Origin of the sequence: Faecalibacterium intestinale (genome assembly GCF_040096575.1) — a bacterium.
GTDB classification, from domain to species: Bacteria; Bacillota; Clostridia; order Oscillospirales; family Ruminococcaceae; genus Faecalibacterium; species Faecalibacterium intestinale.
On the sequence record NZ_JBBMEN010000036.1, the window covers coordinates 1 to 13,143 of the forward strand.

General features: G+C 46.5%; 18 protein-coding genes and 1 pseudogene. 1 reads left to right on the plus strand and 18 read right to left on the minus strand.

Annotated elements, in window-relative coordinates:
- Positions 1-235: 235 nt before the first annotated feature.
- Positions 236-724: a sigma factor-like helix-turn-helix DNA-binding protein gene (locus tag WMO20_RS13650; RefSeq protein ID WP_349187221.1), complete on the minus strand. Its 489-nt coding sequence runs from the start codon at positions 722-724 to the stop codon at positions 236-238.
- 889 nt (positions 725-1,613) lie between these two features.
- On the opposite strand from WMO20_RS13650, the gene WMO20_RS13655 reads away from it, so the two are divergent.
- Positions 1,614-1,973 (plus strand): helix-turn-helix domain-containing protein, encoded by a 360-nt coding sequence (locus WMO20_RS13655; protein WP_005930902.1) that lies wholly within the window; start codon positions 1,614-1,616, stop codon positions 1,971-1,973.
- Between the two features lie 87 nt (positions 1,974-2,060).
- Here WMO20_RS13655 and WMO20_RS13660 read toward each other — a convergent pair whose 3' ends face one another.
- From WMO20_RS13660 to WMO20_RS13740, 17 genes and pseudogenes are all read right to left on the minus strand, one after another.
- Positions 2,061-2,279 carry a hypothetical protein gene (locus WMO20_RS13660; protein WP_005930900.1) on the minus strand — a complete coding sequence of 73 codons (219 nt, stop codon included), beginning with the start codon at positions 2,277-2,279 and terminating at the stop codon, positions 2,061-2,063.
- Positions 2,280-2,417: 138 nt separating this feature from the next.
- A complete protein-coding gene (locus tag WMO20_RS13665; protein ID WP_055186329.1) occupies positions 2,418-2,849 on the minus strand; it encodes a winged helix-turn-helix domain-containing protein in 432 nt (143 codons plus the stop codon).
- An 83-nt stretch (positions 2,850-2,932) separates the two neighbouring features.
- A complete protein-coding gene (locus WMO20_RS13670; RefSeq protein ID WP_055186328.1) occupies positions 2,933-3,394 on the minus strand; it encodes a hypothetical protein in 462 nt (153 codons plus the stop codon).
- 7 nt (positions 3,395-3,401) lie between these two features.
- Positions 3,402-4,181 (minus strand): ABC transporter permease, encoded by a 780-nt coding sequence (locus WMO20_RS13675; RefSeq protein WP_055186327.1) that lies wholly within the window; start codon positions 4,179-4,181, stop codon positions 3,402-3,404.
- A gap of 2 nt (positions 4,182-4,183) precedes the next feature.
- Positions 4,184-4,969, minus strand: coding sequence for an ABC transporter permease (locus tag WMO20_RS13680; RefSeq protein WP_007882992.1), 786 nt, complete (start codon positions 4,967-4,969; stop codon positions 4,184-4,186).
- Positions 4,962-5,888: an ABC transporter ATP-binding protein gene (locus WMO20_RS13685; RefSeq protein ID WP_055186326.1), complete on the minus strand. Its 927-nt coding sequence runs from the start codon at positions 5,886-5,888 to the stop codon at positions 4,962-4,964. Before WMO20_RS13685 ends, WMO20_RS13680 begins: the two co-directional genes overlap by 8 nt.
- 134 nt (positions 5,889-6,022) lie before the next feature.
- Positions 6,023-6,940 (minus strand): sensor histidine kinase, encoded by a 918-nt coding sequence (locus WMO20_RS13690; RefSeq protein WP_055186325.1) that lies wholly within the window; start codon positions 6,938-6,940, stop codon positions 6,023-6,025.
- Positions 6,941-6,945: 5 nt separating this feature from the next.
- A complete protein-coding gene (locus WMO20_RS13695; protein ID WP_055186324.1) occupies positions 6,946-7,638 on the minus strand; it encodes a response regulator transcription factor in 693 nt (230 codons plus the stop codon).
- Positions 7,631-7,819 (minus strand): helix-turn-helix domain-containing protein, encoded by a 189-nt coding sequence (locus WMO20_RS13700; RefSeq protein WP_002596317.1) that lies wholly within the window; start codon positions 7,817-7,819, stop codon positions 7,631-7,633. Before WMO20_RS13700 ends, WMO20_RS13695 begins: the two co-directional genes overlap by 8 nt.
- A 131-nt stretch (positions 7,820-7,950) precedes the next feature.
- Positions 7,951-8,163 (minus strand): annotated as a pseudogene (locus WMO20_RS14560) (site-specific DNA-methyltransferase); the annotation flags it as partial.
- 182 nt (positions 8,164-8,345) lie between these two features.
- The gene (locus tag WMO20_RS13710; protein ID WP_055191375.1) at positions 8,346-8,864 is read right to left on the minus strand and encodes a hypothetical protein; all 519 of its coding nucleotides are present in this window, start codon (positions 8,862-8,864) and stop codon (positions 8,346-8,348) included.
- A gap of 125 nt (positions 8,865-8,989) precedes the next feature.
- Complete coding sequence (locus WMO20_RS13715) at positions 8,990-9,328, minus strand: helix-turn-helix domain-containing protein (protein ID WP_055191373.1); 339 nt, start codon at positions 9,326-9,328, stop codon at positions 8,990-8,992.
- A gap of 161 nt (positions 9,329-9,489) precedes the next feature.
- A complete protein-coding gene (locus WMO20_RS13720; protein ID WP_435387771.1) occupies positions 9,490-10,878 on the minus strand; it encodes a relaxase/mobilization nuclease domain-containing protein in 1,389 nt (462 codons plus the stop codon).
- 40 nt (positions 10,879-10,918) lie between these two features.
- Positions 10,919-11,161, minus strand: a complete 243-nt coding sequence (locus WMO20_RS13725) for a hypothetical protein (RefSeq protein ID WP_146746953.1) — start codon at positions 11,159-11,161, stop codon at positions 10,919-10,921.
- A 23-nt stretch (positions 11,162-11,184) separates the two neighbouring features.
- Positions 11,185-11,460 (minus strand): hypothetical protein, encoded by a 276-nt coding sequence (locus WMO20_RS13730; RefSeq protein WP_332376375.1) that lies wholly within the window; start codon positions 11,458-11,460, stop codon positions 11,185-11,187.
- Between the two features lie 103 nt (positions 11,461-11,563).
- Entirely contained in the window at positions 11,564-11,896 is a 333-nt protein-coding gene (locus WMO20_RS13735; protein WP_332376374.1) for a plasmid mobilization protein, read from the minus strand.
- Positions 11,893-13,143 (minus strand): helicase-related protein (locus WMO20_RS13740; RefSeq protein ID WP_349187225.1); only part of this gene is annotated, 1,251 nt, incomplete at its 5' end. The genes WMO20_RS13735 and WMO20_RS13740, both read right to left, overlap by 4 nt.

Below are 13,143 nucleotides of genomic sequence, written 5' to 3' on the forward strand. Positions count from 1 at the left end.
CCCTCGGCTCCCTGCGAGTGGGGCATAAACATCTGGCAGCGGACTTGTACCGCTTCATTGGCATTTCAGCCACCCCGTCTGCTTTGTGACCGGGCCGCGAATTACGGAAGTATCATTATCGGAGTACCAGATGATGGAACTATTCAGTTTTCAAAGAACAGGAGTGCAGACAGTTCGTTCAGCGGCTTTCGCCATCTGGTGAATTGCCCTTACACTTACGAGCCATCGAGAAGGCTCATTCTACACCCTGAAAATCAAAGTTCTTCAAAAATTTAGTGATTTTCAAAATTCGCTTACTAATACTCTGCTGTGCAATGCCATAAACTTTAGATAATTCTACGGTGCTGTACTTCTCATGGAAGTACAGCGTAACGAGCTGGAGTTCTTCGTCAGAGAGTTTCTCCAAACCCGCGTGTAACCGCTCATTCTGAATTTCGCCTACCCATGTAAAGCGCGTTTTCGTTTCATGGTAGGTATCCGTTACGGTAATGGCTTTTTCATACTGCTTGAAGTCGCTGGTTTCCGTGGCTGTACTATCATCGGTGGTGTCAGAAACCGTCAGTGTGTTGGTGATGTAGGCGCGTTCGCTGTTGAGAACACCCAAATCAAACTCGTACATAGCCTGAATTGCCTCTTCGCTCATTCCTGCTTCGTGGTACTGCACACGAAGATGCTCCCACTTTGCGTTCAGCTTGCGACGTTCATTGCCATTATTGAAACTCATGTGCAACCTCCAAATTTTCGATAAAACGTGAAATGTCGAAAATTTGGAAACACTACGGATATTTCGCCATCTGGGGCAGCCATGAAAAGAGGGTAAACATAAAACCTGCTCCTTTTCGGGAGCAGGCCATCTGAAGCTATAAAAAATAGCCGGACAACAGCCGACCGAAAGATTGAAGATCTTTCAGTCAAGCTGCTGCCCGGCTATTTGGTGCTACGTTTCATACATCACCCGGAGGTGACGGCCCGTTGCTCGGTGCGAACAGTCCATATTCAGAGTGCTTTGCACCCGATTCTTATGAAACCAATGCTTACTTGGCTCGAATGGAAAGGTTGAGCCATAACATTTTCCGGCAACGCCAGCATTTTATATGGATGAATCCAGTGCAGTCGGCGGTCATTCGATAAAGTTTTAAGTTGCACTTGGGGCAAAACTGCCAGTGTTCCGTAATTGCTTTCTTCTTATGATCAAGCATGACTTTCCCTCCCAAATATAAAGTTTGCTGCTATATCATAGGAGAAACGGTGGACTGCGGCACTTTGGCTCCAAAAGCGCAAAAACGCCAGCCTCCCATGGCGGGAAGCTGGCGCAGCATTGCACATCGGCATGATTATAGGCGGTGAAACGGAACGATTGTGCCGGTTTGTTGACATTCTGGTCTACGGCAGCAGACAGGCTTTTTTTGATGCGTTACCCCAATAAAAAATCACAGTTACCTCCACAAACGGCAACTGTGATTGGATAGCGCGTGAAATCGCCCGGACGAGTTACCGTTTTTTTATAACTCGACCGGGAAATACAAAAATCGGCATTATACTTCCTGCTCACAGGAAATACAAGGTTATACCGCGTCATTCACCAGAACGATACAATACTATTGAGGTGAACGATGATGCCGAATTCTGACTTGAAGGTACTTGGAGAAAAGGTTCGCAAAGAGCGCAAGCTGGCAGGTTTAACACAAGAACAACTTGCTGAACGCTGCCATGTTTCAACGAAGCATATCGCCAACATTGAAAAAGGCAGCATGAATCCATCTTACGAAATTCTTTTGGCGATTGCTCGTATTTTGCCGGTTTCGCTTGATGCGCTGATCACTCCGGGGATGGGCAAAACGGAAATAGAGTTAAAAGAGTTCAATCGAATCTATCTTTCCTGTCCAGAAGCAGTGCGGGAAACCTTAATGGACTCGACCCGCACACTGGCAAAGCACCTGACAGAGTTTTACAGTAAAATTGAAAATCCCTGAAAATGTTTTGCTTGTGGTACAGTATAGCATATTTTTCAAAGTCACTATACCAAAACGAACCCAAAAGCAAACCAATTTTATACCAATTCAGTCGATTCCCAAGCTGACCTGAATCTCTGTTTCCAAATCATTTGCCAATGCCGTATATAGTTCTTGTGGTGTGCGGCAAAGAATTGCATTGAAATTGATAGGGTCGCCCTCATTGAAAAGCCTTACATATCCCCAGCGGCATGGAACAACGTCCAAATAGGTCGCAGACTCTAAAAAGCTATGGAATTGGGTCAATACTTCTTCAAATGTTTGCATGGTTTGACCTCCTGAATTAAGTCATCTCTATTTTAGAATATTCTTGGTCATCTATGCAAGGATGCCGATTTCGTACAGCGTAGAAAACGATAAAGCCATACCGAAGAATCCTACTAGGATCTTACGGTATGGCTTTTATTACAGATTGCGATTCGACCGCACCAATTCCGATGATGGGACAAATTGATATCCAATGTTGGAAACCGTTTTAATATAACGGGGGTGATCTTTGTCATCCTCTATTTTCTGACGGATTCGACCGATCGTGCTGGTGACGGCTCTCAAATAGCTTTCGCTGTCCTTATGCCAGACTGCTTCAAAGATCTGCTCCTTTGTAAACAGTTTGCCCGGATGCTGTGCCATCAAACTCAAAACACCGTATTCATAACGACTCATGTACACCTCTGTTCCATGTTTGAAAACACGGTGGTGTTCCAAGTTGATTTCCAGATCGGGACGGCTCAGAGCGTCTGTGGGATTCCGCATCAAATCGAACCATTCAAAAATCGTCTGCTCTTGCGGTGGGCAGTGATCCTTCGTGATGCGAACAACAACTTCGATTCTTTGCATACAATAGACAATCCTCCCCCAAAGCCAAATCTATATCACTCGATACGACGGCTTTTTTTCTTTTGCCGTCGTCCGGCAGAATGTTATTCAATATTTAATTCAATGCTTCCTGTGAAACTCTCGCATTCAATTCCGATATAATTTCCACCATCAGGAAGTGTAATTGTGTCACTATAAGTTCCGGTTGTTTCAATCAAAGTGACTGCTTTATCAGATCCAGAAATCCAAAATACTTTTGCAGTACCTTCCGTAACCTCCAAAGTGCAGTCAATAGACAGTTCCTTACCGGCTTCTCTTTTTATGGAAGTTCCTCCGAACAAATACTCTGTATCTGAAAAATCCTCATAATCAGCCGTATAAGTTCCTGTATAATCATCGATTCCTTTTTCTTTTGTTCCTTCCAAAGATGACTTTCCTGTAAGCTCTATGGCTCCAGCCGACTGAACGATATTATTATAATGATCGAGAATTTCATCTTTTGAACAGTCAGAAAGCATAAAACTTCCCAAAAGGACAAATGCCAATGCTAAAACTATTTTCTTCATAAAATCATCACCAGCCTTTCTTTGGAGCTACCTTTTTGGCCTTTTTCTTTGTTTGGGTTGCTTCTCGTTCTTTCATGCACAAAATCAAGATGGCAGAAATAACGACAGCAAGCGCAAGACTGCAAGAACAGGTTCCGATATTCCAGTTGACTGCGGTATCATAGCTACGGTAGCCTACCATTCCAAGACTTGCGGTAATCGGATAAAGGTTTGCTAATGTCATATTTCCTGCGGCAAACATCCCTCCATATCCATAGACAAAAGCAATGATTACACCGACTAAAAAGCTGCCTGCCCTCCGACAAGTAAGAGCGATAATCGGCAGAACCGCAAGATATAAAAAGAAATTAACCGCAGTAATCTGCAAGGTTGCTTTTAGAGCTAAGGAAATCTCAAAGCCGGGAAATCCCACAATCATTTCTGCTATGATTGTAAACAGACTGCATATCAGCCCGAAAATAATAGACAATACGCCGCACACAATCAATTTTCCGGTCAGCAGTTTCTTAAAAGAAATCGGCACAGTCAGAATATTTTTCAATGTATCATCCGTCTGCTCACGAGAAATCATATATCCAGCAATTAGGCTGATACACATCGGAAAAATCATGGACATATTGTTTTTGATGACCTGTTCTGTAAGATAGGCGAAATCCCAAACGGAACCATCATTCGCCATAGAGGTAAACAAGGTCAGCAGGACGGATAGGAGCATGAGTGCAACGCCCGCCCAAAGGATATGATACCTTTTCAATTTATAAAATTCTGTTTTTACAATGCGAACCATGTTTATTCCCCCCTCTGCTTATATAATCTGTCAATTAGTAAGAACGAAACCAATGCCATGATCCCAAGAATGAATACAACTTGAAATGTTGAAGGAATTAGCCCTGTCATTTGCTCCAAGTCCATTTTTATTCCATGAGCCGCCATATCTCCTGCACTCCAAAATGTAGTCAGTGGCGTGGGCAGAAGCCATAACATGGTTTTAGGCAGCGTGTCAAACAATGCCGTAGCACTCATGTTCAGAACACTGTAAAAGACACACAGCAAAATGGAAAAAACGTAGGTCTTACTGAAAAAGACAACAAGAACGATCAACGGGAGTGTTCCTGCCGTAATGAAAATTCCTGTTTCAACCGCTAAAAACAATTTATAGCCTATTCCATAAACTTCCAATGTTCCAAATCCGCAAAGAATTGTTGCAATGGTAGAAGCCACACAAAAAACAATTCCAAAGAGAAACAGGACAATAATTTTTGCAAGCACCATTTGCGTGCTGGTTACGGGAATTGTACGCAGATTTTTGAATGTGTCGTTGTCGCGTTCCATAAAAAACAGGATAGCGGCAATCACACCGATAATGCAGGGCAGTAAAAACTGGATACCATATCCCAACACCATGTTAAATAGTCCGTCGAAAGCATCTGCCCGATCCGTATATCGCTCCATCATAGAGGGCGTTGTCATCAGATAAGTCAGCGGGATTGGAAACAGGAACGCAGCCAAAATAATCAGCGGAATAAATTTCTTCCGTTTCAATTTCAAAAATTCGCATTTGATTAGTTTAAGCAATTCCTTCGCCCCCTGTCACACGCTTGAAGTAATCTTCAAGACTTTCTTCACAGGTATGTGCTTCTGATACCTCCAATCCGTTTTCTACAAAAGCAGTTACAATTTTCCCCACGGGTAGCTCCATATTGTGTAGACGCAGATTGTGGTCGTCTTGTATGGAAAAATGGGTTTCATGGAAATTGCGTTCCAAAATTCTTGCCGCCTGTGCAGTATCAGAGAGCGTAAACCGGATATGTTTACTGCTTTTTTGCTCCAACTCAGCAAGGCTTTCTTCTTCCAGCAATGCACCGTGGTCAATAATTCCAATATCGTCAGCCAGCAAGGAAATCTCCGAAAGAATGTGACTGGAAATCAAAATAGTTTTTCCTCTTGCGTCGCAAAGCTCCCGAATAAAGGAGCGTACTTCTGCAATACCGATGGGATCGAGGCCGTTGATCGGCTCATCCAAAATCAAAAGCTCCGGATCGTGCATAACGGCAAGGGCGATGGCAAGCCGCTGCTTCATACCAAGAGAATACTGTGAAAAGAGCTTTTTATCTTTGTAGGGCAGTTCTACCAGATCCAGAGCATCTTTGATAGCATGATTGTTTGGTACGCCCCGCAGAGTAGCAAAGATACGCAGGTTCTCTGTGCCGGTCAGATTGGGATAAAAACCGGGGGACTCAATCAGGCTTCCGATACGGGGCAACAGCTTCTTTTCGTTCCCTTGCAAAGACGTTCCCCAGATTTTGACCTCCCCGGAAGTCGGCTTCGTTAAGCCCAACAGCATTTTCATGGTAGTGGTTTTTCCGGCTCCGTTTCTGCCCAGCAGACCGTAAATTCTCCCAAACTTCACATGGATATTTAAGTCAGCCACACTCTTTTGTGAGCCGTATTGCTTCGTCAGATTTTTTGTTTCAATGATATAATTTGTATCCATATTCAAAACCTCCTGTTCTGTAAGGTATTCTATCATGCCAACCTTGCATTAACCTTGCCGCAACCTTGCATTAACCTTGCAATTTGAAATCCAGTAAAATGACAAAGGCTCCCGCCATAAAGACGGGAGCCCGCTTAACTCTCCAAAGGAAAAAGCAACATAAATTCGGTTCCTTTTCCCGGCAAACTTTCAACTGTTATACTCCCACCCATCTTTTCTACAAGCTGATGGACAATAGAAAGACCAAGACCGCTTCCTTTTTCAGACCGTCCTTTGTCACACTTATAGAGCCGTTCAAAAATGTGTTTCAAATCTTCCTTCTCAATTCCCACTCCATTATCCGCCAGCAGCAGCTCCATGTTATTTTCCTTCTTTGACAAGGCAATTTTGATTTTGTCTGCATGGCTGTGAGTGATTACATTTTGAATGAGATTATTGACAATCCTCATATAGCTGTCCATATCCAATCTTACCCGGACAGGCTGTTCGGGAATATCGATGTCATACTCAACCTGTTTATCCTCAAAAATCGGTATCCAGTCAATGAGGATATTTCTTGTCAGCTCTGCGGCCTCAACGCTCTGGATTTCTAAAGCAAACTCGTTTGAATTTAACTTGAACCAGTCAAAGAGTACATCAATATATTCTTTCAGATCATGGGCTTTCCGGCGGGCGGTTTCAATATAATCATCTCGGTCTTTTCCTGTGACCAGTCCTTTGTGTGCAGCGTCAAGATATCCAATCAGAGTAGTAAGGGGCGTTCGCACATCATGGGAAAGGCTCGTCATAAGCTGGCGGTTGGTTTCTTCTGTCTGCCGTACAGTTGAAAGTCTGCTTTCATAGGCCACAACGATCTCGTTGATTTCATAGGCAAGAGGTGCTGTCAGTTCATTTGTTGCAGATAGAATACGCCGGTTGCCATTTCCGTTTTTCACATCAACCAGCACATCGGTCATTTCTGCTATTTGTTTTTTTACACGCCGAACGAGAACGATGGAAGTCAATACAGCCCCAACAGCAATCACAATGGACAAGAATACAATGATTTCCATACTGACTACACCTCCTTATTAAACCGGTAGCCAATCCCTTTGACCGTTTGTATATACTTTGGGCTTGAAGGATTGACTTCTAATTTTTTACGAAGTCGGCTGATAATCGCCATAATGTTACTGTCATCATAGAAATATTCTTCGCCCCATACTTCCTCATAAATCTGCTGTTTGGTCAAAATTTTTCCTTGATGCTTTGCACAGTACAGGAGCAAATCAAATTCCTTTGGGGGCAGTTCAAAAGTGCCGTTTGATGTAGTAACAGAACGATTTTCAAGGTCAATCTGCAATCCGTCAAAATTTAGCTTTTGTATGGCTCCAGCTTGCTGATTAAAGCGAGTGTAGCGGCGAATAAGAGACGCAATACGAGCAATCAGTTCATCCATATCAAACGGTTTTGTAAGATAATCGTCCGCTCCGGCCCGTAAGCCCCGCACTTTAGAAATGCTGTCATTTTTGGATGTAAACATCAAAATCGGCAAGCTGTACTCCTTGCGAATTTCTTCCAGCGTTTCAAAACCATCCATACCGGGCATCATCACATCCAGTACCACAAGCTGGTATTCCTGCTCTCTTAATTTTTGCAAGCCTTCTTTTCCGGTATTACAAAAATCAGCTTCTATGTTTTCTGCTTGTACGCTACGTTTAATCAAAGCGCACAGCTCTCTGTCATCATCTATAATCAGGATTTTATTCATGGTGCAACCCCTTCCCTTGTTTTGTCCTTCCGTCAATCGGCTTTTCTGCGTTCTTTGGGATCAGCCAAACACCAGCCATCTTTACAGCGCCGGGGATACGCCCAGCAGCGCAATAGTAATTTACTCTACGAGGTGTCACGCCCCACTTCTCGGCGGCCTCTTTCAATGTCATATAGTCCATTTCGCACCTCCACAAAGTACATTATAGTTCCTCATCTCGAATAATGCAAGAAACATAATATGAATTATAAAGTTTAATCTTACTGCCTTCTCTGAACTTAGGATACTCATTAGAATGGGGGTTAAGATAACGATATAGATGCACTTCACCTTGCCCTCATACTGCGGCAACAGGGCTTTCAGTGCTTCAAGATTATCGCCGTGGATGATCATGTTCTCACTGTCGTTGTTCTCGGTGTGCTGCCCCTGCTCATCAAAACTGTATTGCCGCTCCAGCACCCGGAAGGGAACTTCCTGATGATGGTTCACGACTTTATTTTTACCGATCCATTCCAAGGTTAGCATGGCGTTTTTCTCCAATCTAAAAATTTCAAACTGCGGACAAAAAGGACGCATTGTTGTAGCAAGCAGTGCAGACGTATATACATCTGCTTATTTTGCTCTGCAAAATGCTTGTTGGGGAGTGCCCCAAACCCCTTTGATCTGCATTTTTCCAATGCAGGCTGCGCGTCCCGGCGGGACGCTTTTTACCCTGTGATGCTCTCCGGGTCATTGAGGACTTGCATGAGGTGAGATGCGGCTTCTGCCAGAGAAGCATACTTCATCTGTTCCGGGACGGGTGCATTCAGAAGAGAAATGCCCCATTCCTGCATACAGTCCGCAAATTCCTTTTGCGCTAACAGTGCAGCATCCCGGCGCACCTCCGGGGTCACTGCGTCGTCCAAAACGTAGTCAACGTTAAATTTTCCGTTGCGGTCCTCGGTCAACTCTACCATGGAGTAATGCTCCTCCCAGTAGTGGCAATACCAGACCCTGCCGCCAATTTCCTCCATGTCGGAGCGCAGATCTTCTTCATCGTTCCATTGCGAAATCTCGGAAAGAATGCTTTGCAGCTGCTCATACGCTTGCTGTTCGGCAAGGGTGACTTTTTTGCAACGGTATTCCCGTTGGATGGTGCGCTGCCAGTACAATGCCAACTTCCCTTGTTTTGCCCGCTCGATCGCATCCTGAATGTCGGCTAAAATGCTGTACTGCGGTTCTCTCATTTTGACACCCCCGAATCAATTCTTTAGGAAATAATACATCCTATAAGAATGATTATAGCCGAAAGGAATGCAAAAGAAAAGCGCATCGGCTAAATTTCAGCCGATGCGCTTGCAAAGTTTGCGATTTATTCTTCGTTTGTGAGGTAGGGGAGATTGCTGATATAGGTATCCAGCAAATCGAGGGCAGCTTTCTTCTGGATGGGGGTCAAGCCTTCCAGTCGCTTGCGGATCTCGTCGTCGGTCACATGAGATGCACTGGGAACCAGATCACACAACAATGTGTCTGCGGAAATATTCAGAGCGTTCAGAAGTTTAACAATGGTGGCAAGGCCGGGTTCCTTTAAGCCACGCTCTACCATGCCGATATAGTTGGAGGAAAGCTCGGATTTTTCCGCAAGTTGTTCCAGCGTCAACCCATGCTTTATACGCTGCTCCCGCAGTCTCTGTCCAAAAAGCTCTTTCATAGCGCAACCTCATCCTATCGTGTTATTTACACTCCATAGGATACCTGTTAAACGCATGAACATACACAATCGAAAGAGATGAACAATTCCGTTAAAGATTGAACTAACAAAAAAGATTGCCGGAAGCAGACCTCTTACGGTCAACTCCCGGCAATTTGTTCTTATCGAGCCTGCTCGTTCTCCTGTGCTGGCTTTTCTTCCGCAAAAAATCGTTCCACGTTTTTCTGTGCCCGAACCAGTCCCTGCATCTCATTCCGTGCCTTGCGGTAGTCCGGGTAGGCGGCTTTCTTCTTGGTTAGCAGTTCTGCAAACTCCGCATCCAGTTCCTTAACCTTCGGCAACTTTTGCATCTCAGCCTCGTCAAAGGCAGCTTTCGCCGCCTTGTGCAGAGTAATCTCCTCCCGGTGAGCGTCCAGAAAGGTTTTGCTGTACCCGGCTTTCCGATAAGCAGCGTACACATCACGGGTCTTGGCATAGTTGATGATGTGAGTTTTCAGCACGGCGATTTCGGTCAACCTCGCTTCTGCCGCTTTGATGGCATCCCCCATAGCATGATAGCGTTCCGTTGCCGCCGTCGCATGTTCCCGCAGTTCCTCTGCGCTACCGATTTTTTGCTCCTGCAAGAACAGCAGGGTTTTGGACATCTCTTTCAGGTTGAACTTGGCTGCCCACTTTTTGTAGCCGACACTTTTGCCCTCTGCCATTTTCCCCTGAATATCCACCAGCAACTGGAAGGGCTGCTCTTTGGGCGGCTTCTTCTGGTACGGTTGGTGTTTCACCTTGCCCTCCAGCACCGCCTTGATTTCATCCTCGCCATAGCCGGTGCCCAGTGTACGGAACCGGATAAAACGTTTCTGCCCCTTGCCCTTCACCGACGTGTACTTGCCACGTTTCACCTCATATCCCTGCCGCTCCAGCTTTTGCAGAAAAGTTTCGTAATCTCCCGGCTTTTCTGCAAGAATGGTGTCGATGATTCCGCACAGGCGGTCACGATTGCTCTCTTTCGGCGGGTAGACAATGCGCTTTTGACGCTCCCGATAGGGCTTCTTTTCAATGACGGACAGCTGATGCTCTAAGCAAATCAGGTCACTCAACCGCTGCACTGCCAACGCCGAAAAGAAAAAATCCCGGAACTTCCTGCTGCCATCCAACGCTGTGGAGTTGAAGATCACATGGTTGTGGATGTGCTGCCGGTCCGTGTGCGTTGCCACTACAAAGGCGTGCTTGCCCTTGGTAAAGCGCATGGCCAGTTCGTAGCCCACCTTGTTAGCCTCCTCTGCGGTGATTTCCCCCGGACGGAAGGACTGCCGTATCTGATAAGCAATTACATCGCTTTTCTGCCTGCGTCCGTTCACAAGGTCGTACTGCCGCTTGGTGAGCATAAACTCTTCATCTGCCGTCAGGGTGCTGCAGGCATAGCTGCTGACATACTGTCCCTGCTCGGTCTTGTCTGGGTTTTCGATATAGTCCGTGCGATTTTTCAGGCAGGCCGCAACGGTCATGCCTTTGTTTTTGTGCAGCGCAATCAACCGTGTTGCTGCCAGTGCCATCACCTCCTACAAAAAATGCCGCACATCGGCGGCATCAATATCATTTGGATAATTTCTCGTGATCGGCAGCACCTGCCAGATACATGGCTTCCTGCCGAACACTTTCCAATTCGTTGCTGATTGCATCCAATTCCAGATAGAGGCTCCATGCTTCTTCGCCGATAAGAGCTTTCAACGCAATCTCTGCGGCAATCTTTTTCTGGATCAGTGCACGATATTCATCATCGTCTGCAAGTTGTCGTTGCAGAATATCTTTCAGATTTTCCCAATAATAGTCGGTCATGGCATCTGTGTCCATCTAATCCCTCACAATCCGGCAATCCAGCCATTAAAACGCTCCGCCGCATCCACGATCAAAGCCCCCATGAAGATCAGCGCAAAGCAGCCAAACTCTGCCACCAGCAAGATCAAAAACTGCAGCCACTCCTGACAATAGAGAGTATAGAGGCCGCAGCCGAAAATATACAGCATGGGCAGTGCCAGCACAAACGCCGACAGGTTCAGCGTCCATTTCAGCATCAGTACCAGAAATGCACTCAGGAGAACCACAGGAAATAGGAGAACGCTTGCTACGAATTTCATATTGACACCGCCTTTCTGCTTTCAGTATATGGATAGAGTATGAGCCTGTCAATGGTGTCGCCGCCTATGTACCCCCGCAGCCCTCCAACTGCGGGGAAAAATCTTAGAGTTCTGCCAGCCGGGAAAGGATCTGCCGACCAATGTCAATCAGCTCATCCAGCCGCTGCCGCAGGTCCTCCATGTCGGCAGCATAGACCCGACTATTTTCATTGGCGGCTTTAGCATATTGGTTGAGATTATTACTGCACATCTGCAAAAGATATGCCATGCGCCGCAGTTGCGGCAGGTCAAGGTTCAGGCAGTAGCCGTCCAGCGCCATCTTGCGGATATAGGCACTCAGGCTGCGGATGCCCATGCCCAGCATCTTTTCATAAATGCGGTTCTTTTCGGTCTTTGTGGTTCTCAGCATAATGATTTCATCCCGCTTTTCCCTCACCGGGCATCACCATCCTTGTCGTAATAACTGCGGAAGGGCTTCACCGGCTCCGGCTTGTCCGACTTTTCTTCCAGTGCTGCCAGCACCGAGGGGCGGCGAGAGACATTCTCCTGTTCTTCCTCGTCCTGTTCCGGCTCATGGCTCTTTTCGTCCACATCCAACTGAGCGTTCAGTTCCGCAAGCCGTGCGGACTTCTCTGTCAGTTCTTCCTCTTGTGGGAAGGGCTTTTCCACTTCGATTTGCGCCGCTGCCTGCTGCTGATGCAGAGTGGCTAGTTCATTCTCAGCAGAGTTAATGCGCTCCGGGAAGTTGTTCAGCGAATTATCCAGACGGATAATGTTGCCCAGCGGGTCGGTGCCCAAGGGCACCGGGTACCTCCGCTGACCCTTCAGAATCGCCTGATATTCGCTGCGGAAGGTATCGAACCGCAGAGACAACTCAAAGCCCCGGTAGCTGCCGATCACTTTTTCTTCGGCGTTGGGCAGTTCGGAGCAGGCAAGCACCAGACGCTCACCGGCGGTCTTTTTCTCGTCGTAGGCAACACCTTTGATGGTCATGCCGCAGAACTCCTCTTTGCCCTGCGGGTGGGCAGCGGCAAGCTGTGCGTCCGCTTTCACCCCAGCAATATAGGCGTTCGTTTCCTGAATGTCAGCCGGGAATTTGGTCAGCAGCTTGTCTTGCAGACGGAATTTCTGGCTCTGGTGGTCGGCTTTCAGAACTTTGAGTTTTGCGACCTGAACATCCAAATCCATTTTCTCCTTGATGAGCGGATTTCCAGCGCACAATGCCTTGATTTCTGCATAAGATAATGCCTGTTCATCCACATCATCGCAGGAACGCACCGGGGACTTTGATGTCATAATCTGCGAGATAAAACGCTGCTTATTTTCAAGGGTCTGAAAGAGGTACGAATCGAACGTACCCTCTGTGACGTAGTTGAACACCTTGACTTCCTTGTTCATGTTGCCCTGCCGGATAATGCGCCCGTTGCGCTGGGTCATGTCGCTGGGCTTCCAGCCAACATCCAGATGATGCACCGCCACAAGCCGGGACTGGACGTTGGTGCCGGCTCCCATTTTTGCTGTGCTGCCCAGCAACACACGCACCTGTCCGCTGCGTACCTTGGAGAACAATGCCGCCTTTTTTGCTTCGGTATCTGCGTTGTGGATGAACTCGATCTCGTTTTCCGGCACACCGGCAGCGACCAGCTTTTTGCGAATATCATCGTACACGTTAAAGTTGCCGTC